We start from the raw sequence: 24,810 nt of genomic DNA on the forward strand, positions 1-24,810 counted from the left end.
TGATGCGGGTCGATCTTCCCGAACAACAGCCGTCGCTCGATGACAAGGATACCGTTCGTCCCATGCTGGAATTGCTTGACGACGTCAAGGTCAAGGTGGACATCCATCTCGGATGTGCCGAACTCAGTTTGAAGGAGTTGATGGCGCTGCAGACCGGAGCGGTGGTCGAACTCGACCGTCATCTCGGTGATGCCATCGATGTTTTGCTAAACAATCGCAAGATTGCCCAGGCCGAAATCGTCGCGGTCGGCGAGCAATTCGGCATTCGCATTACGGACCTGCCGGCCAAGCGATGAACGCAGTCATTCATACATCGTGGCTGCAGGACGCGCCGTCAGGGGCAAGCGCTGCGGCTACCGGATTGGCAGCGTCAATGGGAGCCGGTTCGGCATTGGCCGGCGTGGATCTGCTGCGCACCGGTCTCGCGCTGGCGTTTTGTCTTGCTTTGGGGATCGGCGCGATCTTCGTGATTCGGCGCAGCCACGGCATCAGCGGAAAATGGTTGCCCGAAGCAGCCACACGGCGCCTTCGCGTCGTGGAATCTACCCGTCTCAGTGCGCGCGCCTCGCTCCATCTGGTCGAATATGGCAACCGCACGGTGCTCCTCGCTTCGGACGCAAGTGGCATCAAACTGCTAGACGCACAGGACGGTCCGGCCACGGAGCCGAAATCATGAACGCACGCCGCGCAATCGCGCCGCTGCGCGTCTGGGTCACCGCCTTGTTGCTCGGCTGGGCGGCTTTTCATGTGGCACCGGTCGCCGCCAAGATCTCATCAAGCAACGACACCATGACATTGTCACTGTCGGGGTCTGCCCAGGACCTGGCCAAAGACGGCAAAGGTGTGTCTGAGACGGTCCGGATCGCCACGCTACTCACGGTGTTGAGCGTGGCGCCCGCCTTGATTGTCTCGATGACGGCATTCATCAGAATCGCCATTGTCCTGTCGATCATTCGTCACGCGTTCGGCATGCCGGAGACGCCCCCCACACCGGTTCTCATTAGCCTCGCGCTGTTCCTCACCGTGTTCGCCATGCTGCCGACCTTGCAGACGATCAATCAGGATGCGCTGCAGCCATTCATGCATGGGCAGCTTCAGCTCGAACAGGCACTGGACCGAAGCAGCGCGCCGATTCGCGACTTCATGTTGCGTCAGGTACGCGAGGACGAACTCAAACTGATGTACGAGCTCTCGCGCCAGCCGTTGCCGCAAACGCCCGCCGAGGTCAGTCTGCTGCAGTTGACGCCGGCCTTCATCCTGAACGAACTGCGGGTCGCATTCCAGATTGGCTTCGTGGTGCTGTTGCCGTTTCTGCTGATCGATCTCGTTGTCTCAAGCGTTCTGCTCTCGCTCGGGATGTTGATGGTACCGCCGGCAACAATATCCCTGCCCTTGAAGGTACTGATGTTCGTGCTGGTGGACGGGTGGGGGCTGGTGTTGCGAGGCGTACTGGGAAGCTTCAAATGAGCCTTCCGGCGCAATTCGATGCGCCGCAGGACGGTACCGATCAAACCGCCCTGCCGACCTTCGAGCGCGCGTTGTGGGCACGCCTCGAATCCGAAGCCACTGCGTCCGCTCGTGAGGCGGTGTTTGCGCACTACCTGCCCTACGCACGCGCGGTTGCCGCCCAACTCTATGCCGGACGGCATCGCGACGATGTCGAATTCAAGGATTTCCTGCAATTGGCGTGCATCGGACTGCTTGAATCGATCGACCGCTTCGAACCGGAACGCGGCGTCAAGTTCGAGACGTTCTGCACGCCGAGGATCAAAGGCAGTGTGCTGGCCGGCATTACCCGTTTGAGCGATGGTCAGGAGCAGGTATCGTTGCAGCGGCGCCTGCGCTGCGAACGGCTCACCTCGCTGGAGCTGGAGCCGGAGCCAGAAAGCCGTGGCCGCCCGGATGACGCCTTTCACACGCTCGCCTCGATCGCAGTGGGGCTGGCGATCGGGTTCCTGCTCGACGATACCGGCCTCGTCGAAGCGCAGACCGCCATACCGACGCCTTACGGAAACGCCTATCAGACGATTGCGTGGCGTCAGACGAGAGAACGGCTGCACAGCGCGGTTGACCGCCTTGCCCAGCGCGACCAGAAGATCATTCGCTACCACTACTTCCACGGACTGGGATTCGAGCAGATCGCCGATATCCTGGGATTGACCAAGGGCCGCATTTCGCAACTGCATCGTGCCGCACTCCTCGAGTTGCGAACCCATATCGGCGAAACCCAGCATCTATTTAACGTGAGTTAGGATCATGATCGTCGACCTCAATCAAGTCATGCTGCTACTACGTCAGCAGCTTGCCGAAAAAACTCAACGCCGGGAACGAGCTTCATCGAGCCGCCGGACATCTGGGGCGCCGCCGCAGCCGGGCAGTTCGCCTCAAGCCGCAGCCGACAGTGGGCCAGAGCTTATCCGGACGCAAATAGGTCGACTGCGCGCAGCGGGAGTGGCAGACGAGCGGCAATTGTTTCGGGTCGCCGTGGAAGGCCTGCTGCTACGCGATTTCGGCACGGACCTCACTAACGATCCCGCGTTCCAGCAAATGAGCGACTGGATCTGCGCCTGCCTGGACGAGGAACCGCACACGAGAGAAATGCTGCGTAAGCTGATTGATAGCTAGACCGCCGACTGAGCCCGCCGCCGCGCCACCGGGCTCGCCGCATGCACAGGGTCGAAGCCGAAGAACTCCAGCACATGATGCGCGACCAGATCGCGGTCGTTATCCGCGCAAATCATGTGATAGCTGTTCTCGACCACCACACTGCGCGCATCTTGCATTGAACTCTGCAGAAATTCCGCCGAGCGCAGGCTCGTCAGTTCATCCTCGCGCGCATGCACGATCAACGTCGGACAGCGTGTAGCAGGCGCAGCCGTGCGCACCCACTCCCGCATCCGGTCCACCTGCCGCACACACGCGAGCGGCACCCACGGATAGTGAAAATTGTCGCCGCGCTCGAACTTCTTTTTCACAATCGCGCGGATCAGCGGATTTTTCAGGCCGAACGGCTCCCCCTCTTCCACCTTGGTCCGCTCCGCCATGCCCGGCACGTGGTACAGCACATGACGCAACGCTCGATACCACGGCGTCGACCACCCGTCGATAAACACCGGCGCCGCCAGCAGCGCGAGCTTGCCACGCGCATGCTCCACGCGATGGCATAGCAGCAACGCGACGAGCGCCCCCATGCACATGCCCGCGACATGCAGCGTGTCGTATTGGCTTTCCAGTTCGCGGTATTGCTCGGTGACGGCATCGAGCCACGCTTCCGCCCGCACGCCGATCAGGTCCTCCGGCTGTGTACCGTGGCCCGGCAGCGTAATCATGTGCGCCTCGGTACCCGCACGCCGGAACGCCTTGTGCAGCGAGCCGAGATCGTATTGCGTACCGCCAAGTCCATGGATCAGCAGAACCCCGGTCCGGCCGGTCATGGTCATACGTCTGCGTCCACGTAGGATCGTTCGACTTGCCAGACGCCGGCTACCACGGTCACGTCGACGTTCGAATCCATCAGCGGCGCACCGCGATCGATCACCGTGCGGGTGCCGCCGCCCGGCTGCACGATGCGCAACGACACTGCTTCGCGATCCTCACCCGCGGCTTCGGCGCTCCAGTAGTTGTGCAGCGCCTCGCGATCGTCCGGATACAGGCGCTCGAGCACCTGCGGCACGCTGGCTAGCTGCGCGGCATCGGCGCCCTGGCCGAAGGCCAGTTGAACATCGCCGCTCCATTCGATCCGGCCAGTGGTCGGATCGAGCACGTAGGCCACCTGCTCGGCGCTGGCAAGCGCGAGCTCCATGTTGTTCTGCAATACCGCCGCGCGGTTGTGCACCAGCTCGCGGGTGGTCTTGAGGGTGCTGACGGTCAGCACCAGCAGCGACGCCACCGCGAGATAGAGCTGCGCTTCCAGCAGCGAGCGGCCACGCTGTTCGTCGAGCATCGCGAACACGCCGTCGCCCTGCGCGGTCTGCAGGATCACGATGATCGCCAGCATCAGCACCGACAGCGAGCCGGTGCGCCCACCGAGCAGCACCGTCACGACCACAGTCAGGAACAGCGGAATGTAGGTCAGCGCGAAGCCGACGCCAATGCCGAATTTCGCGGCGCTATTGCCGTCGAAAATCAGCATGGCGAGCACGGCGAGCAAGACGAACGAGACGATGCCTAGCACGATGTCGAAGCGCTCGTGATCGCCGGAGCGATGGGCGCGGAACCGCGACCACGACGCCAGCACCGGCGTGACGAGCACCACGCCGACAAAGTCCGACGCCGCCCAGACCGTCCAGACGTCCCAGAACCTCACGCCTTTCACAAGAGCGTACCAGGCCGCGCCGCCGACGGCGCCCAGCACGCCCGCGAGCGTGGCGGACAGGATCACCGAGCGGAGGAAATACAGGCCTTCGAGCGAAAAGCGTACGCGTTGCACGAGCCAGACCGCGAGCGCCGCCGCGCCGACTTCGTCGAGGGTGAACAGGAGCGCGTTGAACAGGTTGCCTTGCTCGACGGCGCTCAAGGCGAGTTGCGCGACGAGGAACGCAATGCAGACCGGCAGCCATTGACGCACCGGCCGCAGCATGAAGGCCGCCACGGTGACGCCCGCCGGCAACCAGATATAACCGGTGCCGCGCACGGGCCCATTGAGCTGGTGCGAAACGTAGCCGCACGCGAAGTACAGCAGCGCCCACAGGAGCGGCGTGACGAGTCTCGGCTTCGAGAGTGAGGTGGCCATCGACAGTATCCTAGAGTCCCATCATGCGCATGACGATAGTGCCGTGCGGGAGTGCGCCGCGATAAGACCGGCGAGGCGAGCAACAGGTGCCAAAAAGGCGCCATTATAAAGACTCGCCCACTCGCGACTCACTCGCGACTCACGCGCGGGCTGAGCGACGGCTAAACGCTGCGCAAACCTGGCACCCCGCTCCTCACCAATTCCCGTGGCGTCACCCCCAACAGGCGGTTCATCCAGTGCGCCATATGGCTCTGGTGCGCGAAGCCGGTCTCGAGCGCCACCTGGCTCGCGCTAAGCGCGCCTTGCAGCAACAGCGCCCTCGCCCGCTCGACACGCCGCTGCACGACATACTGATGCACCGGCATCCCGAACGTCTCCCGGAACAGCACCTTGAAATGCGGCACGCTCAGCCCGGCGAGCGCGGCTAGTTCGGTGAGCGTGAGACTCTGATCGAGATGACTCTCGACAAACTCGACCAGCCGCACGGCCGTGCGCGGCGCGAGCCGCTGACGGCGCTTACCCTCGAGCGCCGGCGCCCCTTCGATCAAACGCACGAGCATCGCCGTGCCGAGGCTCTCCGCGTAGAGCGGATCGGACGCGTCATCGGCTTCGAGCTCGGCGCGCAAGGCCCACGCCAGATGCTGAAAGCGCGGATCGCGCATCTGAAACTGTGGACGGATCTGCGCCTCGCTGCCGCGCAGTTCCATCTGCTCGAACGTCCTGCGCGCGAACGCGTCGGCAAACCAGACGGTGAAGATGGTGCAGTCGGCTTCGTCGGCCCATTGACCATCGAGTCCTGCGGGAATCACATCGGTGTCACCCGGCGACTGCAGGCGCGCGTGGCGCCGCTCGTTGCACAGGCAGCGTGCCTTGACCGGTGCGCTGACGTGAATCCCTACCCGGTGATGCGCCAGCGCCGGAATCCGATGCACGCCTGCGGCCACCTGGACCAGCTCCGCGCCGAAGCCCTGCCAGCCGAGGCCGGTGCTCGTACGCAAACTGATGCGCGAGCCTGAGTGCGGCGTCGGGATCGGAATCACAGCGTTCATGGCGGGCCCTCCTGGGTAGCGGCAGATGTCGCCTGCATTGTGCGGTGTTTTTGCGCAGGTTGCTCATTGTGCTTGAAGCAGCGTGTCGTCCGGCTTCGCCCATCCATCGTCACCCGCCGGTGCGAAAACAATCATCCGGATCTGCTCACGGCCATCCGTCTATGCGCGTCTTACCGGGTGACCGCTCCTATGATGGCCACACTCTATCCACAAGGAGCACAACGTGTTCGTGATATTTGGAGCATCAGGCAATGCAGGCAGCGTCACAGCGGCCCGGCTACGCGAGGCGGGTTGCGCCGTACGCGCGGTCGTCCGTCATGAGCACCAGGGCGAGCAGTTGGCAAAGCTCGGCTGCGAGATCGCGTTAGCCGACCTCAACGACCGGGCCTCGGTCGCCAGCGCGATCGAGGGCGCAGACGCGATCCAAATTCTCTGCCCGGTACCGCGCGCCGATCCTCAGCCCGCCGAATCGATGCGGCGCATGATCGCCACCGCGGCGAGCGCGTTGCGGGCCAATCCGCCACCGCGGCTCCTCGCATTGTCCGACTATGGCGCGGAACTGGATCGCGGCACCGGCATCACGCTGTTGTTTCACTACCTGGAGACTCAGTTAAAGCCGGTGGAGAGCCACCTGACCTTCCTGCGCGCAGCGGAGCATATGCAGAACTGGGGGCGTGTGATGGCGGGTGCGCTGAAGGCAGGCGTACTGCCGAGTCTGCATCATCCGCTTGCCAAGCGGTTTCCGAGCGTCGCCGCGCAGGATGTGGGCCGGCTCGCCGCCGATCTGCTGCTCGACCACGATCCGGCCGGCGAGGTCACGCCCCGGATTGTCAGCATCGAAGGACCGCAGCGCATCAGCGCGCTCGACGTCGCCCGCACGCTGGGCGAGTTAAGCGGACGCCAGGTGGTTGCGCATGAACTGCCGCGCGACGCATGGACGCCGATGCTGCTGCGCGCCGGACTCAGCGCCGAGCACGCGCAGTTGATCACGGATCTCTACGAGACGCACAACAACGGCCGCATCGATGTCGAAGCGGGTGTCGGCGAGCGGCGTTTCGGGACCACGGCACTTGCGGAGGTGCTGGCGGCGCTGCTGCCCCGTGTCGAAGCGGCCGCGAGCTAAGCGCGCGGTGACGCGGTTCAACCTGGAGAAAACGATGTCGACCTGCCCTTTGCTGCGCATGTACTTAACGCCACCGCTATCAGCGAGCCTGGCGAAGCCGACCACCGGCAGTCCCACCGCAGACACACGAGTCAAACGCAAGGGACAGCTATGGCTTGCGGTCTTGCTCAGCGTGGCAGGACTGGCCGGCTTCTATCAGCTCCGGCAAGTGCTAAATGCGCTGCCTGATAGCAACGACGACTTTATCTACTTTTGATGCTCGGCACGGCCGCACTGCGACATCCAGGACGAATAGAGTTCTACCCTATTCGTTTTCGTCGAAGTAATGCCCGAACTTGACCTGCTTGGTACGGATATAGCGCTCGTTTTCCTCGCGCATCGGAATCGCCAGCGCTACCCGCTCGCACACGGGAATGCCGTGCTGCGACAGGGTGTCGAACTTCTTCGGATTGTTGCTCATCAGCTTCACCGAACTGACTTTCAGCGTCCGCAGAATGCCGGCGGCCGAGTCGTATTCGCGCGAGTCGTCAGGCAAGCCGAGATCGAGATTGGCCTCAACCGTGTCGCGCCCCTGCTCCTGCAGCGCATAGGCGCGGATCTTGTTCGACAGGCCGATGCCGCGCCCTTCATGGCCACGCAGATACAGCAGCACGCCGCGACCCTCGGCGGCGATATAGCGCAGCGCGAGATCGAGTTGCTCGCCGCAGTCGCAACGGTACGAGCCGAGCACGTCGCCGGTCAGGCATTCCGAATGCAGGCGCGTGAGCACCGGTTCGCTGCTGGCGACGTCGCCCATCACAAGCGCCAGATGCTCGGCGCCACTGTCGCAAACGCGAAAAACATAAGACGTGAACGTGCCGTAACGGGTGGGAAGCGTGGCGACCGCGTCGAGAACGACGCATTCACCGTTATGTTGGCCGTCTGCGTTCGACGGATCGTGAGGCGTGAGCATGGCGATAGGCAAAGGCACTGACATGAACCCGTGAACAACCGGGGATAAAGTATGGAACTGGAGTTTACCGCTAATCGGCGTGGCGCACCTGCAAGCCCGTACACGGCGCAGTACGCGGGAGGCGTAATTGACTCCGTTCGCTATGCCTTTTACCAGAAGTGTGCCACCAGGTATTTGCCCATGCGTGTCTGGCGGGCGGCTGCGGCCTATACTGGAAACGCCTGTCCTCTACGACCGCACGTCAGATACCGGCGTGCTGCACTGCGATACGGAGCCGCTCCATGACTAGCGTTGCGCAACTTCTCAAATCGAAACCGAGTCAAGACGTCTACACGGTTGCGGCCGAAGACTCTGTCTACAACGCGATCAAACTGATGGCGGACAAGCAGATCGGCGCGCTGGTGGTGACCGATGGCGACAGCATCGCCGGCATCATCACAGAGCGCGACTATGCCCGCAAGGTCGTGCTGATGGACCGTTCGTCCAAGGCCACGCCGGTGCGCGACATCATGAGCAAGGCCGTGCGCTTCGTGCATCTCACCCAGACCACCGACGAATGCATGGCGCTGATGACCGAGCGGCGCATGCGCCACCTGCCGGTGATCGATCAGGACAAGCTGGTGGGAATGGTATCGATCGGCGACCTGGTCAAGAACATCATCGCCGAGCAGCAGTTCACCATCCAGCAGCTCGAGTTCTACATTACTGGCGAGCACCCCTGAGCGCCGTCTGACCGGCTGCTCAGACGACCCAGCAAGCCATCTTCGCCGCCACGGCTGCAGACGCAAAAAGAGCCCAAGCCCGCAAAGGGTTGGGCGAAGCTACCTTGCGGCAGCGGAGGTTCCTGAATTTCGTGGCAGCGGTTATGCGGCTCGCATGAAATGCGGCGACGCCCCGCTCTGCCTGGTCGCGTGGCGCACCACCCGGTGCGCACGCCTGGCTTACTCCCGCACTAACCGGCTCGGGTGCGGGCTCCCTGAGCGTTGGTCCGCTTACTGGCCGCCAAAGTAGATGCTTTGGTTCGCCCGTAGAGGCTGGGTCGGTTGCATCGAACCCGAGGCCGACGAGCCGCTCGTCGACGGGCCGTAGCCGCTCGTATCCGCAACGCTGTTTTGCGCAACCGGCGGGTTTTGTGCCTGAACGCGCTGTTCAGCGGCCTGGATGTCAGCCGGATAGGTGGCGTCATTGGCGCTGGCAGGGTTGTAGCCGGCCTGTTCCAGCTGGATCAGTTGATTCTTGACTTCAGCACGTGTGATGGGCTGCTGGTTCGTGTCCGCGGCTTGGGCGAACGAGGCAACCGGCGCCGCGAGCAGTGCGGCAATAGCGACAGCTTGAATGAGCGACTTCATGATGTTGACCTCCAGACTTGGTTTTTTGGCTTCGCTTGGCACACCGTGTGGGAAGCGAGTGATTCCAGTCTAGTCAGCACAACCCCAAGGGAAAACCCTTAATTACGAGATACATAATTGCGAGATTCGCAAGGGTCATCAGGGAACTTGAAGCAAATACGCTCGACCTGTCAGCTTTAGCGTAGCAATTACTCGTTTCGTAAGCTTTGAAGGCGGACCGTTAAGCAAAGACTCCCTAAACCGGTCGCTCTTGCCGAAACCTCTGTCGACCAGGGTCACAGGATGGCACGCGTCAGGAGCAGCTTGCGCGGCCCGCTGACGAAGGGGCTGCCCGGTTCGTAGAAGCGCAATGGCTGGTGCATTTCGCGCGACAGGCCGATGCGCCGGCCGACGCCAATCGGCCCGTCCCTGCCCTCGATCCGGCCGATCCATAGATCGCGGCCGGTACACAGATCCCGTCCGTCGAACGCTTGCGTAATGCCGAACGCTTGCGTGAGGCGGCCCGGTCCACGTGCGAGGTCGCGCGGTTTGACACCAGGACGACGCGCCTCCATGAGTGGAAGACCTTCGAGCGGTTCAAGCGCGCGAATCAGGATGCCGGCGCCCGTGCCTTCCGCTTCGCTCGACATATTCAGCATGATTGACACGCCGTAGGTGAGCCGCACGTAGGCATGGCCTCGCGCCAGAAACATCGAGGCGTTGTAGCTGCGCAGCCCCCCAAACGCATGACTGGTGGAATCGCCGAGCGGATAGGCTTCGGTCTCGACGATCCGGCCGCTGATGCGTCCTTCGGGGAGGTCGTGCACGAGATACTTGCCCACCATGTAACGGGCCAGCTCGACGGTATCGACCGGCAGATCGTCACGCCGCAGCGGCAGGATAGGCAGCAACGCAGAAGTCATGGCGTTATGCGGCAACAAAGTTGTCTCCCACGGGCGTTTGTTCTACGGCTACAAGGTGGCAATACCGTGCAATGACTGTCTCTATGTTGGCGTGTCAAGTCAATCCGTTGTGCCAAAGCAGCATTCCGCTGTACGGCTGCGTTCAAAATTCTTTCAAGTGGAGTATTGTTACAGTCCGGCCAGTAGCACAGCCCTTGCCGGCCTGCGCGTGCCTCGGCCCGCTTGATCAGCAGACAGGTTTGCATCGCTCGCAGCATCGTTTCACTCAGATTTGATCCCGAAGTACCCGTTGGTGCAATCCTGCGGTTTCCGTCCGGAACCGTGATGAATCATGACAACAGGAGAAAGTTGAATGAAAGCATTCCAGGCAATCAAGCTTATCGGTGGTGCACTCATCGTCGCGGCATCTCTCAACGCCTATGCACAAAGCAGCGATGCAATGGCAGCATCGGGCACGATGGCTGCCCCGAGCGCAAAGGCGACCAAGGCCTCCAACCGCGCTCTGGAACGCAGCGTGCGTAAGACGCTGTCCAAGACGAAGGGCCTGAGCGTGACCAACATCACGGTTCGTGCACGCAGCGGCGCCGTGACGTTGGAAGGTTCGGTGCCGGAGCAACCGCAAGTCGATCTGGCTACGCAAGCGGCTCAAGGTGTGGCTGGCGTGACGTCGGTGAAGAACGCACTGACGATCCGCGCGATCGGTCAGTAACCTGGCCATTGGCCTCGCCACCAGGCAGGCCAATAGCGCATCAGACCGGGCCCAACCCTGGATCGCTCAGGGTTGGGCCCGTTTAATTTGCCAAGCCCTATCGTCAAACCCAGTCGTCAGGCCCTCAGGATTTTTCAACCCTCGAAACTGCGCTGCATCTCACGCGCAATCACAATCTGCTGGATTTGCGTGGTGCCTTCGTAAATCCGGAACAGGCGCACGTCGCGATAGAACCGCTCGATTCCGTACTCGCTCATATAACCTGCGCCGCCAAAAATCTGCACCGCACGATCGGCCACCCGTCCGCACATTTCCGTCGCAAACATCTTCGCGCATGAGGATTCGCTCGTAACCCGCTCGCCTGCATCGCGACGGCGCGCCGCGTCGAGGATCATGCAGCGTGAGGCGTAGATCTCCGCCTGGCTATCGGCCAGCATCGCCTGGATTAGTTCGAATTCGACGATCGGCTTGCCGAACTGCTTGCGCTCCATTGCATAACGCAACGCGTCGGCGAGCATGCGTTCGGCGGCGCCTGTGGCCACCGCGGCGATATGCAGGCGCCCCTTGTCGAGCACCTTCATGGCGGTCTTGAAGCCGACGCCCTCTTTCTCGCCGATCAGATTCGCCACCGGCACGCGGCAGTTGTCGAAGATCACGTCGCAGGTATGCGCGCCCTTCTGACCCATCTTGCGGTCGATCTTGCCCAGCGACAGCCCCGGCGTGCCGGCTTCGACCACGAACGCGGAGATCGCACCGGCGCCTTTCGCGGTGGGATCGGTGCGCGCCATCACGGTGAAAAGCCCCGCCTCGGGCGCGTTGGTGATGAAGCGTTTGGCGCCGTTCAGCACGTAGTGATCGCCGTCACGCACGGCCGTGGTTCTGAGCGATGCCGCGTCCGAACCGGCCTCCGGCTCGGTGAGGCAAAACGAGCCGATCAGTTCGCCCGAGGCGAGCCGCGGCAGATACTTCTCCTTCTGCGCCGGCGTGCCGTCGATGACAATACCGGTCGAGCCGATACCATTGTTGCTGCCGATCGCCGAACGAAACGCCGGCGAGGTCTTGCCGAGCTCCATGGCAGCCAGCACTTCTTCTTCCATGGTCAAGCCGAGGCCGCCGTATTCTTCGGGAAGGCATAAGCCGAACAGGCCGAGGTCCTTCATTTCCTGCAACAGCGCTGCGGGAATCTGATCGGTTTCGGCGACGATCTCTTCATTCGGCACCAGACGTTCACGCACGAACCGGATAATGCTGTCGAGCAGCAGATTCAGGGTTTCCTGGCTTCGAATCACAACGTCTCCTTGAAAACTTGCATTCGCTATCGATACATATTCGTTATAGTTTAATGTACTAGCGCGTTTTCCTGATTCAATGCTTGAACTTGAATTGACGCGCATCGAACAAGGAACGACTGGATGACGACATCGACCGTGCTACCCCGCTGGACCATTGGAATGCCCATCGCCGCCTGGGTGATTCTGGGCGCCGCGTTTGCCCTGCCAGGCTATGGCTTCATCCTGGCGCTTGTCGGTGTGGCGTTGGCCGGCGCCGTATTCGCCGCCGTCCATCACGCGGAGGTGGTGGCGCACCGGGTCGGCGAGCCATTCGGCACCTTGGTGCTGGCGGTCGCGGTGACGGTGATCGAGGTCGCGCTGATCGTCTCGGTGATGCTCACCTCCGGTCCGGAGAAAGCCGGCCTTGCACGCGACACGGTGTTCGCCGCGGTGATGATCGTCTGCAACGGCATTGTCGGCATCTGTTTGCTGGTGGGCGGCATCCGTCACCGCGAACAGGACTTCCAGGCGCGCGGCGCGGCTGCCACGCTGGCGGTGCTGGCCTCGCTCTCGGTATTGACGCTGGTGATGCCGAATTTCACCACCACCCGGGCAGGTCCGCTGCTGACGTCGTCGCAACTGGCGTTCGCGGGGGTGTCGTCGCTGGTGCTGTACGGCGTCTTCGTGTTCGTGCAGACGGTGCGCCATCGCGACTATTTTCTGGCCGCAACGCCCGATGAAAGCGTGCACGCTGCGCCGCCTACCGCCACCCAGGCATTGCTCAGCGCAGCGCTTTTGCTGGTATGTCTGGTGGCCGTGGTCTTGCTCGCCAAACTGTTGTCGCCTACCGTCGAAACGGCGGTGCAAAACATGGGCGCGCCGCCTGCCGTGGTGGGCATCGTGATTGCGGCGCTGGTGCTGTTGCCCGAGGGACTCGCCGCGGTGCGCGCAGCGCGCGCCGACCGCCTGCAAAACAGTTTGAATCTCGCGCTCGGCTCGGCGCTCGCCAGTATCGGCTTGACGATTCCGACGGTCGCCGCGGTGTTTCTGTGGACCGGCCAGCCGCTGGTGCTCGGCATCGACGGCAAGGAGACCGTCCTGCTGATCCTTACGCTGCTGGTCGGCACGCTCACGCTCAGCAGCGGGCGCACGACCATCCTGCAAGGCGTCGTGCACCTGTCGCTGTTTGCCACCTATCTGTTTCTCTCGTTCGCCCCGTGATGGATTGAGTCAACGAGCGGGCGACGCGCGTCGCCCCCTCACTCGGTCCAACGTTCCGCGATCCATTCGCGGAACAGGTTGACCTTCTGCTGATGCGCGACACAGTCCGGATAAACGAAGTAGTAGCGCGATCCGGTCGTCAACACCGTATCGAAGGGGCGCACAAGGCGCTTGGCCGCGACGTCCTCGTCGACCAGCGCAAGGTCGCTGATCGCCACGCCGAAGCCTTGTAGCGCCGCGTTCGTGGCGAGATCGAGCGTATCGAAGCTGGGACCATGACCGGCGTCGATCTCGCGGGCCTCGACGTGATCGAGCCACATCCTCCAGTCGCGGTGGTCGCGCGTGGGATGCAGCAACGTGTGATGGGCCAGATCCGCGACGCTCTCGAGCGGCTTGCGATGGAGCAACTCGGGCGCGCAGACCGGCGTCAGGCGCTCTTCGAAAAGCGGCACAGCCTGCACGTCGACACCCGGCGACGAACCGTAGATGATCGCGGCGTCGAACGGTTCGCTCTGGAAGTCCACGTCATGCTGCCAGGTGGTGGTGATCTGCACATGCAGGTCGGGGTACTCCGCCTGAAACTGCATGATCTTCGGCAGCATCCAGCGCATCACGCAGGTCGGCACTTTCAAGGCCAGATCGGTGCGCTGACGGGTGAGGCGCAGGGAAATCTCTTCGATGCGCGCGAAGCTCTCCTTCACCGCCGGCAATAACAACTCGCCCTCCGCCGTCAGCGTGAGACCCTTCGCGTGACGCTTGAAGAGCGGAAACTTATAGTAGTCCTCGAGCGCCAGAATCTGCCGGCTGACCGCGCCCTGGGTCAGGCACAGGTGATCCGCGGCACGCGTGAAGCTGCGATGCCGCGCGACGGTCTCGAAGATCTGCAGCGCGTTTAGCGGGGGAAGTCGTCGCATGGCGCCGTCCAGGTTCCAGGTATCAGAAAAATGCATCGCAAGGGCGGCTGGCCTGAAGGCCGCTTACGCCCCATAAGCATCCAGCATAAGCGATCAAAAAACCGTGCGGCGCCTTTGACCGCGTTGCCGCATGCATGGCGCTCATGCCGCGTGGCCTGGCGTCTCGCCGTCTCTACCCACCCGCCCCCACCCAGGCACAACCCTTCCTGCATGAGCTTACGTCATGGCGTCCATGCAGAGATTTCGTTTGTTGGGTGATTTTGGCAAACCTAGAGTGCATTCACCCGCAACGTCTTCGCACGGCACGATCCACGCGAAAGTTGCTCCGTTCAACCAGGGAGACGCTCATGCAGGACATCAAACACGGCAGACGGCAGGCCATCAAGGCGCTCGGTGCAGCGCTGGCAGCCTCGACATTGCCCATGCCGTTCGTGAATCTGAAGGCGCAGGAGCAGAATTTCTCCGGCAAGACGCTGCGTCTGCTGACGTGGTCCGACGATACCGGTGCGGCCGCGCTGCGCAATATCGCCGCGACCTTTACGGCGAAAACCGGCGCCAAGGTGATCGCCGATCGCGCCGACGGCACCTCTGGGATGGTCGCCAAGGTCAAGGCCGCGGGCGACCGGCCGACCTATGACGTCATCACACTGGCTGGCGTCGGCGCGTCCGGTCTCGGCGATGCGGGCCTGCTTGTCAAACCAGACCTCGACAAACTGCCTAACCTGAAGGAAGTCGCGCCGCAATACCGCACCGGCGCCGACGGCTTCGGCGTCGGCTACCTGTTGTGGTCCGACGGCCTGATCTACAACACGTCGACCGTTAAAACCGCCCCCGCCTCGTATGAGGCGCTGTGGGATCCGAAATACGCCGGCCGCCTGTTTCTGCCCCCGCCCGAGTGGGCCGAAGCGGTCGACCTCGCGATCATCGCCGCCAAGATGTCGGGCGGCTCGCAGCAAAACATCGAACCCGGTTTCAAGAAGCTCGCGGAACTGAAGGAACGTGTCATGACCCTCGGCGAGAACCCGAATCAGGTGGCCGACCTGTTCCGGACCGGCTCGCTCGATATCGGCGGTATCTATTCGCCCGCCTTCTTCCCCGATCAGATTCGCAAACCCGAGTACAAAATGGGCGTCACTTACGGCATGAAGGAAGGCTTCGCCACACAGCTGATGTTCACCGTGATCCCGAAGTCGCACCCGGGTGACAGCGATCTGATCCACGCCTTCATCAATCATTCGCTCGACGCCGGTGTGCAAGGCCGGATGGCCGCCGACGTGCTGAACGGCCCGGTCAATTCGAAGGCCGTGATTCCCGCCGAGAGCCGTGCGTTCGTGCCGAGCCCGAAGCAGATCGCCGAGAAAGCGGTCCTGCATGACGACAAGGCGCTGGCTGCGGTACAAGCGGCCTGGATCAAGCGCTATACCGAGATTTTCTCGGCATGACCACGACGCCCGGGCTCTCCTTGCAGCGCGCTTGCGAGGCCACCGGCGCGGCTTGGCCAAAGGCCCGGCCGTGGCTCCTGCTGGCGCCGATCCTCGTGTTTCTCGCGGTGCTGGCGGCGGCCGCGCTGGTGGTGTTGCGGATGAGTTTCGGGACCCAGGGCAACGAGTGGCACGGTTTCACGCTACAGAATTATGTCGATCTGGCCGATAGCTATTTCATGACGTCCCTCTGGATCACCTTGAAACTGGCGTTTCAAAGCATGGTCTGCGCGGTGCTGCTGGCAATTCCGGTGGCGCTCGCGATGGCGCGCACCGAATCGCGGCTGGCGCGCCGGCTGCTTCTGGCCGGCGTGCTGCTGCCATTGCTGGTCAATCTGCTCCTGCAAGGCTATGGCTGGCTGGTGATCCTCGGCCCGGCCGGTCTGCTCAATCATGCGTTGCTCGCGAGCGGCTTGATCGAGCGTCCCGTTTTATGGCTGTATCGCCAGCATGGCGTGCTGCTCGGCTTGATCCAGACCGCGTTTCCACTCGCCGTGTTGCCGCTATCGAGCGCAATGCGCGCCGTGTCGCGCTCTTACGAAGAAGCCGCCGCGACGCTCGGCGCCACCCGTTGGCAAACCCTGCGCCACGTGATGCTGCCGCTGGCCATGCCTGGGCTCGTCTCCGGTGCGTTGCTGGTGTTCGCTTATAACGCGAGCGCTTTCGCTGTGCCTTTGCTGCTTGGCGGGCGCCGCGTGCCGATGCTCGCCGTGCTGGTGCACGACCAGGTCGCGCCGTTGTTGAACTGGCCAGCCGCGTCGGCCTCGGGCGTGGTGCTTATGGTCGCAACGCTGGCGGTGATGGCGCTCTCGCAACGGCTCGTGCGGCGCACACAACGGCTCCATCCGGAGGAACCTTCGGCATGAGCACCGTCCCTCTGCGGCAGCGCGCGCTGCGCCTGCCAACCACCATGCCCGGCCGGCTCAGCAAGCCTGCGGCACTCCTGGCAGCCATCGTCCTGTTGCTCGCGGCGCTGCCGATCCTGACGATGATTACGATGTCGTTCAGCGCCTCGGACACGCTTGAATTTCCACCGTCCGGCTACAGCCTGCAGTGGTACCGCGCGGCGTGGCACAGCTTCGTCGCGCCCGATGCCAGCGACGCGCTCTCGATGGGCAGCGCGTTGAGCACCAGCCTGATCGTCGCCGTCGCCACGATGATCGTCGCCACGCTCGTTTCCGTGCCGGCCGCCTATGCGTTGAGCCGATACCGGTTTCGCGGCAAGCCGGCCGTCGAGCAACTGGTCGCGCTGCCGCTCGTTTATCCGCTGGTGATGCTCGGCCTCTCACTGCTGCTGGTGTTCAACGTGCTGCCGGTCGAACTTGGCGTGTTCCGTCTGATCATTGCGCACGTGATCCTGGCGCTACCGTTCACCGTGAAGAACTGTGCGGCCTCGGTGGCCTCGATCGGCCCGGAATTCGAGGAAGCCGCCTGCGTGATGGGCGCGAGCCCCGGTCGCGCCCTCATCGACGTGGTATTGCCGCTGATGCGCCCAGGCATTCTTGCCGGCATGCTGTTCGCGTTCATCATCTCCTTCAACGAATTCACGGTGACGTTCTTTCTCTACGGGATCAACACGATGACGCTGCCCGTGTGGCTCTATAGCCGCACCGTATCGTCGCTCGATCCCACCGTGTTTTCCTTTGCGGTATTTATCGTCGCGATCGATTTCGCGCTGATCTGGCTGCTTGAAAAGCTGATTGGCGATGAAGGCGTCGCGCTTTGATATCGCTTTGATTCCTTTGCGATTCTGGTCCAGCAGGAACCCTTCATGACTCATCTGACATTGCAGGCCGTGACCAAGCGCTTTAGCGCCGCATACGCCGTCGACCACGTCGATCTGAGCGTGCCGGATGGCAAGCTGGTCTGCTTTCTGGGCCCTTCCGGTTGCGGCAAGACGACCCTGTTGCGCATGATCGCCGGGTTGGAAACGCCAAGTTCAGGCAGCGTGAACTTCGCCGGCCGCGACATCACGCATCTGCCGGCGAACCAACGCGATTTCGGCATGGTGTTCCAGTCGCTCGCGCTGTTTCCGCATATGAGCGTGGCGCAGAACATTGCCTATCCGCTGCGGCTGCGCAAGACCGGTAGAGCGGCACAAATACAGCGCGTCACGGAGCTGCTTGAACTGATCCAGTTGCCGCATATGGCAAACCGGCCGGTCACACAGCTCTCCGGCGGCCAGCGTCAACGCGTGGCGATTGCCCGGGCGATCGCGTCGTCGCCGAAACTGCTGTTGCTCGACGAACCGCTCTCCGCGCTCGACGCCAAACTCCGCGAAGCGATGCAGGTCGAAATCCGCCTCTTGCAGCAACGCCTGGGTATCACCACCATCATGGTGACGCACGACCAGCGTGAAGCGATGACGATGGCCGACGAGATCGTCGTGATGGAAAAAGGTCGCATTGCGCAGGTCGGCAAGCCGCTCGACATCTATCGCGATCCGGTCAACGAGTTTGTCGCGGATTTCATCGGCCTCGGCAATATCCTGCCGGTGACGTACGACGGTCATGGCGGCGTGAGCTTGCCGGGCGGCCAGCAGATCGTCGTGCCGCAGCCTGCCCGCGTGCCGGGGTCCGCTTCGGAGATTCGTCTGCTGATCCGCCCCGAAGATGTTTGCGTCAGAACCGGTTCGGCTGGCCCCGGCCAAAACCAGAACCGGCTGCGCGGCACAGTCACCTTCATCCGTGACGTCGGCGCCTCGCTGGAAGCGACCATCGACTGCGCCGGTTTCACGCTCACCGCCGCGACGACGCCGCGTGAAACACCCGGGCTTGTGTTGGGCATGCCCGTGCTGGCCGAGTTGCCGCCGCACGCCTGCAAGCTGATCGCGGCCCGTGCCGCGCACTGAATTCATCCCGAATTGATCTGATAAATAACCAGGTTTTCGACAGAGGAACGACCATGAACACCCCCGACTCACTTGCTCTGCGCTCCCACCGTAGCTGGCTTGCCCGGGTTGCCGGCAATACCCGGCGTGCCCTGGCGGCGGCCGCCACCACGCTCGCTTGCGCCGGCGTGACCGCACTCTGCGCGTTCGCCGCGCCCGCGGCCCATGCCGATGCGCTGGATTCGATCACCAAATCGGGCGTCGTGCGGATCGGCGTATTCGAAGACTACCCGCCGTTCGGCTCGATCGGTCCGGACATGAAGCCCGAAGGCTATGACATCGACGTCGCCAACCTGATCGGCAAGGCGCTCAACGCGAAGGTGGAACTGGTCCAGGTCACCGGCGACAACCGCATGGCCTACCTCGCCGACCATAAAGCCGACATGTTGCTTTCAGTCGGCCAAACCCCGGAGCGCGAGAAGGTCATTGATTTTTCACAGCCCTACGCCCCCTACTACCTCGCGGTGTTCGGCCCCAAGAACCTCGTGGTCAAGAACGCCGGCGACCTTGCCGGCAAGACGATTTCGGTCGCACGCGGCACGCTGGAGGACCTGAGCGTCACCAAGATCGCCCCGCCGAGCGCGACCATCAAAAGATTCGACGATCCTAACGGAGCAATTTCGGCGTTTCTTTCTGGTCAGGTACAGTTGATGGTGGTCGGCAACGACGTGGGCGCAACGATCCTCGCGCGTCATCCGGCCAACGATCCCGAGCAGAAGTTCGCCTTGTTCAGTTCGCCCGATCATGTCGGCCTGAACAAAAACGAGCCGCGCCTGAAGCAGAAAGTCGATGAAACGATTGCCCGCGCCCGCAAGGACGGCACGATGAATGCGATTTCTGAAAAGTGGCTGCGGGCGCCGCTGCCGGCCGATCTCTAACCTTGTTGGTCCGGTCCCAACGCGTGGCCCGGATGGAGACTGATTCACGATGAGCGGCATGTCATGAGTTATGCGTTCGATTTCAGCGGCTTCGGCGTCTATGCCGGCATGCTGGCCCACGGCGTGGCGGTCACACTGGGACTCACTGCGGTGTCCACCGTGCTGGGTGGCCTCGTGGGCATCGGCGGGGCGAGCGTCAGCGTCGCCGGGCCGCGCTGGGCGCGCACCTTGATTGCCGCTTACGTAGAACTGATCCGCAATACCCCCTTCATCGTGCAGTTGTTCTTTGTGTTCTTCGGCCTGCCGAGCCTTGGTATTCATATCGACGAGGTACAGGCCGCGATTCTGGCGATGACCGTCAATCTCGGTGCTTACGCCATCGAGATCGTGCGCTCCGGTATCGAGTCGGTGCCGCGTGGCCAGGTCCAGGCGGCGCAGGCGCTCGGCCTGCACGGGCGTCAGGTGTTTCGCTTCGTGGTGCTGCCGCAGGCGCTGGCCAACGTCTTCCCGGCGCTGCTGAGCCAGGTGCTGATCGTGATGCTGGGCTCCGCCGTGGTGTCGCAGATCTCGGTGCCGGACCTGACTTACGCCGCGAACTTCATCCAGTCGCGCAATTTCCGCTCGTTCGAAAGCTACGTGATCATCACGGTGACGTATCTGGTGCTCTCCATCGTGTTGCGGCAGGTGCTCAACTGGCTGGGACGCGGCCTCTTTGCCGGCCGCATGCCGCACCGCCCTGATGAACCGCGCGGCTGGCGAACGCTGCTCGCGTGGCGCGGTCCGCGCACTGTCCCGACGGAGCGCTGATCATGGTCGAATTTACCCTGTGGGATATCGCCCGCAATCTGCTGCTCGCGGCGCGCTGGACCGTATTGTTGTCATTGATCGCGTTTGTTTGCGGCGGCATAGTGGGATTCGCGCTGCTTGCGATGCGCGTGTCGCCGCTGCCGTGGCTGCGGCGGGTGGTCTCGGTATATGTCGAACTGTTCCAGGGCACCCCGTTGCTGATGCAACTGTTCCTGGCGTTCTTCGGCTTGCCTTTGCTCGGTGTGGATGTGTCGCCGTGGACCGCGGCCATCGTGACGCTGACGCTTTACACCAGTGCGTATCTGGTCGATATCTGGCGCGGTTGCGTCGAGGCTGTGCCGCGCGGACAGTGGGCGGCGGGCGCGAGCCTCGGCATGACGTTCGGCCAGCAGTTGCGTTATATCGTCTGGCCGCAGGCTAAAAAGATCGCGGTGGCGCCGACTGTCGGCTTTCTGGTGCAGGTCGTGAAAAGCACCGCGCTGACCTCGATCATCGGTTTCACCGAGTTGACCAAGACCGGCACGATGATTACCAACGCCGCGTTCCGGCCGTTTCCGATCTACGGCATGGTGGCGTTGATCTACTTCGCGATGTGTTTTCCGCTCACCTGGTACGCGCGTTCGTTAGAGAAGCGGCAAAAGGTTGGGCAGCATCGGTGAGGCTGCCTGGCAGGCTATCGACACCCCTGGTTCCGATACTCGGTTTCGAGAGTCGCTCGTTTATCGTATTCCTGTAACTCGTTGCGCGGTTTTCCATCTGGGCCATAACCGCGAACCGTAACGTTCTTGCGCTCAGGCGAGGCGATGGCCTGATCGATGGCTGCGTTGAGTTCCTGGCAACGCCCTTTTGCTGAGCTTGCCTGCGACGCCGACGTGCCACTTGCAATGTTGCGCGACATGGGTGAAGTGAATTGATGGCCAGGCGCTTCAGTTGACGTGCTGCTGCCGGAAGCTTGAGCGCCGGCATAACCTGAGAATGTCGAGAAACATAAGAGTGCAAAAATTGCGCGCGTGTTCATAGCCGCTCCTTTACGAAAGCCTTTCAGACTCCAGATCATCAACAATGGTTCGCGTACGCGTTCTCTACCGCCCACGAGGCAATCCACTCAAAAACATCTCGGCCGCGAAGACCCGTGCGATCTCCACCAATCCAGCGGCATGCCCCAACACCGCGCGATTGATCAGTTTTTCCAAACCGTTGCGCTCGATAACCCCTTCCGATACGCACCAGCCGTTCAGGCAGGTAGCACGGACATGATCCTGATGGACCGCGATCCCCTTCAAGGCAGCTTGAGTGGTATCGCCGACATCTCGCCGCCAAAGGTTATGCAAGGCCGAGGCGTGGTACGCGGATTGACGAACGGATAGCCGGTTGTGAAATGCCGAGAACAGACTGTGCGGCGGCATACTCAAAACTAACTCGACAAGCGGCTGCGACAGAAACGGTAGAAACAGGCGCCCAGTCAAGAGCCTTGCATCGACGACGGTTTCATCCAGCGTTGCCGCTAACACCGCGAGTTGATAACGCTTGGCTGGCTTGAAACGGAGGTCACGCCCCGCAATCAGGTCATCGCATGCCCCTGCCGGACGAGGACCGGGTTCGAAACGCAATGCGTCTGTACAGAACGGCTGAGCAAATGTGCCACCGTGTGACTGACCGAGCGCGCCCATCGCCTTGCGCAGAGTCGATGTCAAAGGCCAGCCGTACAGAATAGCCAGATCACGCAAGGCCGACGCCGCTCGAAGCACACGCAGATGTGCCAGCGCATCCACCGATGCCCCAAGCGGGGACGGCGCGAGAAACAGCGCATCTGCACCGTGCCCGTTTATCACCACCGAAAGCGCGTCCTCCCCGAGAGAATCGGCCATGCTCCTCATCTGAGCCAAGAAACAAAGCTGTGGCGACGGTTGCGGCACCACAGGCAGTGTTTGGCACGGCGCGAAAGGCAATGCATCGAGCAACGGGCAGGACCGGTGAGCAATCCCGCATTGCTTCGCCACCGAGCGCGCTACGTTCAGCTCATTTGACGATGCATAGTACGGATCGAAGTGAGTGACGGCGACGGTGCGATCGTTGCGTCCTGAGTGCTGCAAACCGATTGCCAATGAGCTTGACTCGAGGCCATCAGACAGTTCGAGCATGATGCTCACCTCGTCGCCGAGGGCCAGGTACAGCACGCTTGAGAGCACTTCGATCGGGTCTCTGACGACACTGTTGGCGTAGTCCTGCAAATTCGGGAACCAGAATCTCCGCTGCGTTGGAAGATGCCCCCGATCCCAGCTTAACGCCCGCCCGGCCGGCAAATGAAGCAAACCTTCGATCCCGGTTTCCACTGGGTCGCCACTTCCGTGACAGAGATACGAACGCAGATAACCGCTGTTCGGGTGCTGCAGAAAACCGCCGATCTTCGAGAAGGCTCCTGCCGACGTACCGACGTGTAGCTCGCCGAGCCGTCCGATTCGATAAAAGACGGGAACCTGGCCGCAAGGCTCGGAAACAACCAGCAGGCAATCCGCTTTCTTGTTGTAGACCATCAGGAAATAGGTGCCCCAAAAGCGGTTTGCAAAGCCATTCAGGTCGTCCACTACCGCTTCGACGATTTCTTTATCGTCGACAGCAGAAAAATTCCCTGATCGATAAAGGCGCCCACTTATAAACCATAGTTCCGATTCATTTTCGCCAATGCGCGGCCACCATGCTTCGTTTTGCGGCTGCGTTTGATAAAATCGGGCAATGATGTGGCCTGCCAGGCTCCATTGAAATGTAGAGTCGCAGGAGATTTCAGGTAATCGACCTTCCATCGAGACTATGCAATATGACATGATTGAGCCCGCGCTTTGGTCGCTTCTGGCTCATGGATGACCGCTAGTTGCTTACAGCGATATTGGGTCTTGCCCGGATAGATGGAATTTTCAGAATTCGAGAATATCGATTGATGGACGCAGCCATCATGACTTCCTACCGATTCACGAAATCACATGAGCATGAAATCAATTTATCAATCAACCGGGTCTTTGGATAGTAACAAATACAGACAAGGTGTTTCAATTTGAAATATTTCGAGATTGGATTTTAATTCGGAAAATTTATTGTTAATTTTCAGAAAAATTGAGTATGCCGAGATTAAATTGTCCTATCGGATTCCTATTTCTTGACGGGTATTTCCCACGCAAGCGATAGATGAGTGCCACCCAATAAAAAAGAGGCAACGCACGGTTGCCTCTTTTCCAGTCCAGCCCTGAAGTATCGCTTCAGCGCGCGGCTTGCGTCGACTTCCTCAGCTTCGCCACCTCGTCCGCACTCACCGCGCCTGCGCCGTTATTCCACCCGGCACGGACAAACGTCAGCACATCGGCGATCTGTTTGTCGTTCAACACTGCTGAGTATTTCGGCATCGGATACGGCGCGGGAACGCCCTGAATCACCAGATCTCCGGTACCGTTCAACGTGACGTTGATCAGCGACGAAGCATCGCGCTCCAGCACATTCGGATTGCCCGCGAGCGGCGCCAGCATCGGCGCAAAACCCCGGCCATCCACCCCGTGGCAATGCATGCAGTACTCGGTGTAGACCCGGGCGCCCGCATCGTTCGCCGGGCGCGTCAGCGACACCCTGGTTGCCTGTGCATCATACGAATACGGTGGCGCACCTGTACCGCCTGCTGCCGGTAGCGACTTCAGATACGTCGTCATCGCGGCAATGTCCATATCGCTCGTGGCCTGCGTGCTGTTGTTGATCACGCTGGTCATCGAACCGAACGCCGAAGCGTGCGCATTCGCGCCGGTCTTCAGAAACGCCGCGAGATCCGCTTCCGACCAGCGCCCGAGGCCAACGTTGTGCTCGCCCGTCAGATTCGCCGCAAACCAGCCGTCGAGCGGCGCGCCTGTCAGATAGGCGCTGCCGCTTTCATCCAGCGCCTTCTCCTGGAACGCAATGCCGCGCGGCGTATGACACGAACCACAATGGCCGAGCCCCTGGATCAGGTACGCCCCGCGATTCCATGCGACGTCCTTGCCCGCCTTGTCCTGATAGACGGCCTTGTCCAGGAACACCACGTTCCACAGCTTCAACGGCCAGCGCATGTTGAGCGGCCACGGAATGTCGGACTCGCGATTGGCCTGCTGCACCGGCGCCACGCCGTTCATGAAGAACGCGTAGAGCGCCTTTACATCGTCGTCGTTGACCTTCGCGTATGACGGATACGGCATGGCGGGGTACAGGTTGTGCCCATCCTTGGCCACGCCCTCGCGCAACGCCCGGGAAAAATCTTCCTCCGTATAACGTCCGATACCGGTGTCCGGATCGGGCGTGATGTTGGTGGTGTAGATCTTGCCCATCGGCGTCGTCATCGGCAGGCCGCCCGCAAACGGCTTGCCTTTAGGCGCCGAGTGGCACGCCACGCAATCGCCCAGCTTCGCCAGATAGGCGCCGCGCTGTACCAGCGCGTCGTCCGCAGCATGCGCGCTTGATGCCAGCGCAAACGGCAATGCCACACTCAGCGCCGCCCCGACAACCTTCAGTGTCTTGATCAT

General features: G+C 61.9%; 28 protein-coding genes. 17 read left to right on the forward strand and 11 right to left on the reverse strand.

Features of this window, described 5'->3' with window-relative positions; all coding sequences use genetic code 11:
- Nucleotides 1-2: 2 nt before the first annotated feature.
- The 5 genes from fliN to BLQ92_RS39745 are packed head-to-tail and all read left to right on the forward strand — an operon-like array spanning nucleotide 3 to nucleotide 2,625.
- The gene (gene fliN / locus BLQ92_RS37080; RefSeq protein ID WP_090695588.1) at nucleotides 3-296 is read left to right on the forward strand and encodes a flagellar motor switch protein FliN; all 294 of its coding nucleotides are present in this window, start codon (nucleotides 3-5) and stop codon (nucleotides 294-296) included.
- Nucleotides 293-676 carry a flagellar biosynthetic protein FliO gene (locus tag BLQ92_RS37085; protein ID WP_090695590.1) on the forward strand — a complete coding sequence of 128 codons (384 nt, stop codon included), beginning with the start codon at nucleotides 293-295 and terminating at the stop codon, nucleotides 674-676. Before fliN ends, BLQ92_RS37085 begins: the two co-directional genes overlap by 4 nt.
- Nucleotides 673-1,467 (forward strand): flagellar type III secretion system pore protein FliP, encoded by a 795-nt coding sequence (gene fliP / locus BLQ92_RS37090; RefSeq protein WP_090695592.1) that lies wholly within the window; start codon nucleotides 673-675, stop codon nucleotides 1,465-1,467. The genes BLQ92_RS37085 and fliP overlap by 4 nt, the downstream gene beginning before the upstream one ends.
- Complete coding sequence (locus BLQ92_RS37095; protein WP_244106593.1) at nucleotides 1,464-2,252, forward strand: sigma-70 family RNA polymerase sigma factor; 789 nt, start codon at nucleotides 1,464-1,466, stop codon at nucleotides 2,250-2,252. The genes fliP and BLQ92_RS37095 overlap by 4 nt, the downstream gene beginning before the upstream one ends.
- 4 nt (nucleotides 2,253-2,256) lie before the next feature.
- Nucleotides 2,257-2,625 carry a hypothetical protein gene (locus tag BLQ92_RS39745; protein ID WP_143016743.1) on the forward strand — a complete coding sequence of 123 codons (369 nt, stop codon included), beginning with the start codon at nucleotides 2,257-2,259 and terminating at the stop codon, nucleotides 2,623-2,625.
- On the opposite strand, the gene BLQ92_RS37100 is transcribed toward BLQ92_RS39745, so the two are convergent.
- The 3 genes from BLQ92_RS37100 to BLQ92_RS37110 all read right to left on the reverse strand — a co-directional run bounded on the left by BLQ92_RS37100 (nucleotide 2,622) and on the right by BLQ92_RS37110 (nucleotide 5,781).
- Nucleotides 2,622-3,434, reverse strand: a complete 813-nt coding sequence (locus tag BLQ92_RS37100; protein ID WP_090695665.1) for an alpha/beta hydrolase — start codon at nucleotides 3,432-3,434, stop codon at nucleotides 2,622-2,624. The two genes, BLQ92_RS39745 and BLQ92_RS37100, sit on opposite strands and share 4 nt — an antisense overlap.
- 2 nt (nucleotides 3,435-3,436) lie before the next feature.
- Nucleotides 3,437-4,732: an MASE1 domain-containing protein gene (locus BLQ92_RS37105; protein WP_090695594.1), complete on the reverse strand. Its 1,296-nt coding sequence runs from the start codon at nucleotides 4,730-4,732 to the stop codon at nucleotides 3,437-3,439.
- Between the two features lie 161 nt (nucleotides 4,733-4,893).
- Nucleotides 4,894-5,781 carry an AraC family transcriptional regulator gene (locus BLQ92_RS37110; RefSeq protein WP_090695596.1) on the reverse strand — a complete coding sequence of 296 codons (888 nt, stop codon included), beginning with the start codon at nucleotides 5,779-5,781 and terminating at the stop codon, nucleotides 4,894-4,896.
- A gap of 223 nt (nucleotides 5,782-6,004) precedes the next feature.
- Between BLQ92_RS37110 and BLQ92_RS37115 the strand changes: the two genes are divergently transcribed.
- Entirely contained in the window at nucleotides 6,005-6,904 is a 900-nt protein-coding gene (locus tag BLQ92_RS37115) for an NmrA family NAD(P)-binding protein (RefSeq protein WP_090695597.1), read from the forward strand.
- A 34-nt stretch (nucleotides 6,905-6,938) separates the two neighbouring features.
- Complete coding sequence (gene mprA, locus BLQ92_RS37120) at nucleotides 6,939-7,160, forward strand: MprA protease, GlyGly-CTERM protein-sorting domain-containing form (RefSeq protein WP_090695599.1); 222 nt, start codon at nucleotides 6,939-6,941, stop codon at nucleotides 7,158-7,160.
- A 48-nt stretch (nucleotides 7,161-7,208) separates the two neighbouring features.
- On the opposite strand, the gene ribA is transcribed toward mprA, so the two are convergent.
- Complete coding sequence (gene ribA / locus BLQ92_RS37125; protein WP_090695602.1) at nucleotides 7,209-7,856, reverse strand: GTP cyclohydrolase II; 648 nt, start codon at nucleotides 7,854-7,856, stop codon at nucleotides 7,209-7,211.
- Nucleotides 7,857-8,137: 281 nt separating this feature from the next.
- Here ribA and BLQ92_RS37130 point away from each other — a divergent pair, with 281 nt between their 5' ends.
- Nucleotides 8,138-8,578 carry a CBS domain-containing protein gene (locus BLQ92_RS37130; RefSeq protein ID WP_090695604.1) on the forward strand — a complete coding sequence of 147 codons (441 nt, stop codon included), beginning with the start codon at nucleotides 8,138-8,140 and terminating at the stop codon, nucleotides 8,576-8,578.
- Nucleotides 8,579-8,848: 270 nt separating this feature from the next.
- Here the strand turns inward: BLQ92_RS37130 and BLQ92_RS37135 are convergent, their stop codons facing one another.
- Both BLQ92_RS37135 and BLQ92_RS37140 read right to left on the reverse strand, forming a co-directional pair.
- On the reverse strand, nucleotides 8,849-9,205 hold the full coding sequence (locus tag BLQ92_RS37135) for a DUF4148 domain-containing protein (RefSeq protein ID WP_090695607.1): 357 nt from the start codon (nucleotides 9,203-9,205) through the stop codon (nucleotides 8,849-8,851).
- A gap of 275 nt (nucleotides 9,206-9,480) precedes the next feature.
- Nucleotides 9,481-10,107, reverse strand: a complete 627-nt coding sequence (locus BLQ92_RS37140; RefSeq protein ID WP_090695610.1) for a DNA-3-methyladenine glycosylase — start codon at nucleotides 10,105-10,107, stop codon at nucleotides 9,481-9,483.
- 352 nt (nucleotides 10,108-10,459) lie between these two features.
- Between BLQ92_RS37140 and BLQ92_RS37145 the strand changes: the two genes are divergently transcribed.
- Complete coding sequence (locus BLQ92_RS37145; protein WP_090695612.1) at nucleotides 10,460-10,816, forward strand: BON domain-containing protein; 357 nt, start codon at nucleotides 10,460-10,462, stop codon at nucleotides 10,814-10,816.
- A 134-nt stretch (nucleotides 10,817-10,950) separates the two neighbouring features.
- Here the strand turns inward: BLQ92_RS37145 and BLQ92_RS37150 are convergent, their stop codons facing one another.
- A complete protein-coding gene (locus BLQ92_RS37150) occupies nucleotides 10,951-12,105 on the reverse strand; it encodes an acyl-CoA dehydrogenase family protein (RefSeq protein WP_090695614.1) in 1,155 nt (384 codons plus the stop codon).
- A gap of 123 nt (nucleotides 12,106-12,228) precedes the next feature.
- Here BLQ92_RS37150 and BLQ92_RS37155 point away from each other — a divergent pair, with 123 nt between their 5' ends.
- Nucleotides 12,229-13,308, forward strand: a complete 1,080-nt coding sequence (locus BLQ92_RS37155) for a calcium:cation antiporter (protein WP_090695615.1) — start codon at nucleotides 12,229-12,231, stop codon at nucleotides 13,306-13,308.
- Nucleotides 13,309-13,346: 38 nt separating this feature from the next.
- Here BLQ92_RS37155 and BLQ92_RS37160 read toward each other — a convergent pair whose 3' ends face one another.
- Nucleotides 13,347-14,222, reverse strand: coding sequence for a LysR substrate-binding domain-containing protein (locus BLQ92_RS37160; RefSeq protein WP_090695667.1), 876 nt, complete (start codon nucleotides 14,220-14,222; stop codon nucleotides 13,347-13,349).
- 347 nt (nucleotides 14,223-14,569) lie between these two features.
- On the opposite strand from BLQ92_RS37160, the gene BLQ92_RS37165 reads away from it, so the two are divergent.
- The 7 genes from BLQ92_RS37165 (at nucleotide 14,570) to BLQ92_RS37195 (ending at nucleotide 20,937) form a co-directional block, all read left to right on the forward strand.
- Complete coding sequence (locus tag BLQ92_RS37165; RefSeq protein WP_090695617.1) at nucleotides 14,570-15,664, forward strand: ABC transporter substrate-binding protein; 1,095 nt, start codon at nucleotides 14,570-14,572, stop codon at nucleotides 15,662-15,664.
- Nucleotides 15,661-16,569, forward strand: coding sequence for an ABC transporter permease (locus BLQ92_RS37170; protein ID WP_244106592.1), 909 nt, complete (start codon nucleotides 15,661-15,663; stop codon nucleotides 16,567-16,569). Before BLQ92_RS37165 ends, BLQ92_RS37170 begins: the two co-directional genes overlap by 4 nt.
- Nucleotides 16,566-17,429, forward strand: coding sequence for an ABC transporter permease (locus BLQ92_RS37175; RefSeq protein ID WP_090695619.1), 864 nt, complete (start codon nucleotides 16,566-16,568; stop codon nucleotides 17,427-17,429). The genes BLQ92_RS37170 and BLQ92_RS37175 overlap by 4 nt, the downstream gene beginning before the upstream one ends.
- Nucleotides 17,430-17,474: 45 nt before the next feature.
- Nucleotides 17,475-18,554, forward strand: a complete 1,080-nt coding sequence (locus BLQ92_RS37180) for an ABC transporter ATP-binding protein (protein WP_090695622.1) — start codon at nucleotides 17,475-17,477, stop codon at nucleotides 18,552-18,554.
- Nucleotides 18,555-18,607: 53 nt separating this feature from the next.
- Nucleotides 18,608-19,471, forward strand: a complete 864-nt coding sequence (locus tag BLQ92_RS37185; protein WP_244106591.1) for a transporter substrate-binding domain-containing protein — start codon at nucleotides 18,608-18,610, stop codon at nucleotides 19,469-19,471.
- A 63-nt stretch (nucleotides 19,472-19,534) separates the two neighbouring features.
- Nucleotides 19,535-20,278: an amino acid ABC transporter permease gene (locus BLQ92_RS37190; protein WP_090695624.1), complete on the forward strand. Its 744-nt coding sequence runs from the start codon at nucleotides 19,535-19,537 to the stop codon at nucleotides 20,276-20,278.
- 2 nt (nucleotides 20,279-20,280) lie between these two features.
- Complete coding sequence (locus tag BLQ92_RS37195; protein WP_090695626.1) at nucleotides 20,281-20,937, forward strand: amino acid ABC transporter permease; 657 nt, start codon at nucleotides 20,281-20,283, stop codon at nucleotides 20,935-20,937.
- Between the two features lie 14 nt (nucleotides 20,938-20,951).
- Here BLQ92_RS37195 and BLQ92_RS39750 read toward each other — a convergent pair whose 3' ends face one another.
- The 3 genes from BLQ92_RS39750 to BLQ92_RS37205 form a co-directional block, all read right to left on the reverse strand.
- Nucleotides 20,952-21,296 (reverse strand): hypothetical protein, encoded by a 345-nt coding sequence (locus tag BLQ92_RS39750; protein ID WP_143016744.1) that lies wholly within the window; start codon nucleotides 21,294-21,296, stop codon nucleotides 20,952-20,954.
- A gap of 64 nt (nucleotides 21,297-21,360) precedes the next feature.
- Entirely contained in the window at nucleotides 21,361-23,079 is a 1,719-nt protein-coding gene (locus tag BLQ92_RS37200; RefSeq protein ID WP_175773311.1) for an asparagine synthase-related protein, read from the reverse strand.
- Between the two features lie 450 nt (nucleotides 23,080-23,529).
- Nucleotides 23,530-24,810 carry a cytochrome c gene (locus tag BLQ92_RS37205; RefSeq protein ID WP_090695631.1) on the reverse strand — a complete coding sequence of 427 codons (1,281 nt, stop codon included), beginning with the start codon at nucleotides 24,808-24,810 and terminating at the stop codon, nucleotides 23,530-23,532.

Source organism: Paraburkholderia phenazinium, from assembly GCF_900100735.1.
Lineage (GTDB): Bacteria > Pseudomonadota > Gammaproteobacteria > Burkholderiales > Burkholderiaceae > Paraburkholderia > Paraburkholderia phenazinia.

Coding starts and splice junctions, on each gene's coding strand:
- fliN (WP_090695588.1), top strand. CDS start 3: ATGCGGGTCGATCTTCCCGAACAACAGCCGTCGCTCGATGACAAGGAT.
- BLQ92_RS37085 (WP_090695590.1), top strand. CDS start 293: ATGAACGCAGTCATTCATACATCGTGGCTGCAGGACGCGCCGTCAGGG.
- fliP (WP_090695592.1), top strand. CDS start 673: ATGAACGCACGCCGCGCAATCGCGCCGCTGCGCGTCTGGGTCACCGCC.
- BLQ92_RS37095 (WP_244106593.1), top strand. CDS start 1,464: ATGAGCCTTCCGGCGCAATTCGATGCGCCGCAGGACGGTACCGATCAA.
- BLQ92_RS39745 (WP_143016743.1), top strand. CDS start 2,257: ATGATCGTCGACCTCAATCAAGTCATGCTGCTACTACGTCAGCAGCTT.
- BLQ92_RS37100 (WP_090695665.1), bottom strand. CDS start 3,434: ATGACCGGCCGGACCGGGGTTCTGCTGATCCATGGACTTGGCGGTACG.
- BLQ92_RS37105 (WP_090695594.1), bottom strand. CDS start 4,732: ATGGCCACCTCACTCTCGAAGCCGAGACTCGTCACGCCGCTCCTGTGG.
- BLQ92_RS37110 (WP_090695596.1), bottom strand. CDS start 5,781: ATGAACGCTGTGATTCCGATCCCGACGCCGCACTCAGGCTCGCGCATC.
- mprA (WP_090695599.1), top strand. CDS start 6,939: ATGTCGACCTGCCCTTTGCTGCGCATGTACTTAACGCCACCGCTATCA.
- ribA (WP_090695602.1), bottom strand. CDS start 7,856: ATGCTCACGCCTCACGATCCGTCGAACGCAGACGGCCAACATAACGGT.
- BLQ92_RS37130 (WP_090695604.1), top strand. CDS start 8,138: ATGACTAGCGTTGCGCAACTTCTCAAATCGAAACCGAGTCAAGACGTC.
- BLQ92_RS37135 (WP_090695607.1), bottom strand. CDS start 9,205: ATGAAGTCGCTCATTCAAGCTGTCGCTATTGCCGCACTGCTCGCGGCG.
- BLQ92_RS37140 (WP_090695610.1), bottom strand. CDS start 10,107: ATGACTTCTGCGTTGCTGCCTATCCTGCCGCTGCGGCGTGACGATCTG.
- BLQ92_RS37145 (WP_090695612.1), top strand. CDS start 10,460: ATGAAAGCATTCCAGGCAATCAAGCTTATCGGTGGTGCACTCATCGTC.
- BLQ92_RS37155 (WP_090695615.1), top strand. CDS start 12,229: ATGACGACATCGACCGTGCTACCCCGCTGGACCATTGGAATGCCCATC.
- BLQ92_RS37160 (WP_090695667.1), bottom strand. CDS start 14,222: ATGCGACGACTTCCCCCGCTAAACGCGCTGCAGATCTTCGAGACCGTC.
- BLQ92_RS37165 (WP_090695617.1), top strand. CDS start 14,570: ATGCAGGACATCAAACACGGCAGACGGCAGGCCATCAAGGCGCTCGGT.
- BLQ92_RS37170 (WP_244106592.1), top strand. CDS start 15,661: ATGACCACGACGCCCGGGCTCTCCTTGCAGCGCGCTTGCGAGGCCACC.
- BLQ92_RS37175 (WP_090695619.1), top strand. CDS start 16,566: ATGAGCACCGTCCCTCTGCGGCAGCGCGCGCTGCGCCTGCCAACCACC.
- BLQ92_RS37180 (WP_090695622.1), top strand. CDS start 17,475: ATGACTCATCTGACATTGCAGGCCGTGACCAAGCGCTTTAGCGCCGCA.
- BLQ92_RS37185 (WP_244106591.1), top strand. CDS start 18,608: ATGAACACCCCCGACTCACTTGCTCTGCGCTCCCACCGTAGCTGGCTT.
- BLQ92_RS37190 (WP_090695624.1), top strand. CDS start 19,535: ATGAGTTATGCGTTCGATTTCAGCGGCTTCGGCGTCTATGCCGGCATG.
- BLQ92_RS37195 (WP_090695626.1), top strand. CDS start 20,281: ATGGTCGAATTTACCCTGTGGGATATCGCCCGCAATCTGCTGCTCGCG.
- BLQ92_RS39750 (WP_143016744.1), bottom strand. CDS start 21,296: ATGAACACGCGCGCAATTTTTGCACTCTTATGTTTCTCGACATTCTCA.
- BLQ92_RS37200 (WP_175773311.1), bottom strand. CDS start 23,079: ATGGAAGGTCGATTACCTGAAATCTCCTGCGACTCTACATTTCAATGG.
- BLQ92_RS37205 (WP_090695631.1), bottom strand. CDS start 24,810: ATGATCAAGACACTGAAGGTTGTCGGGGCGGCGCTGAGTGTGGCATTG.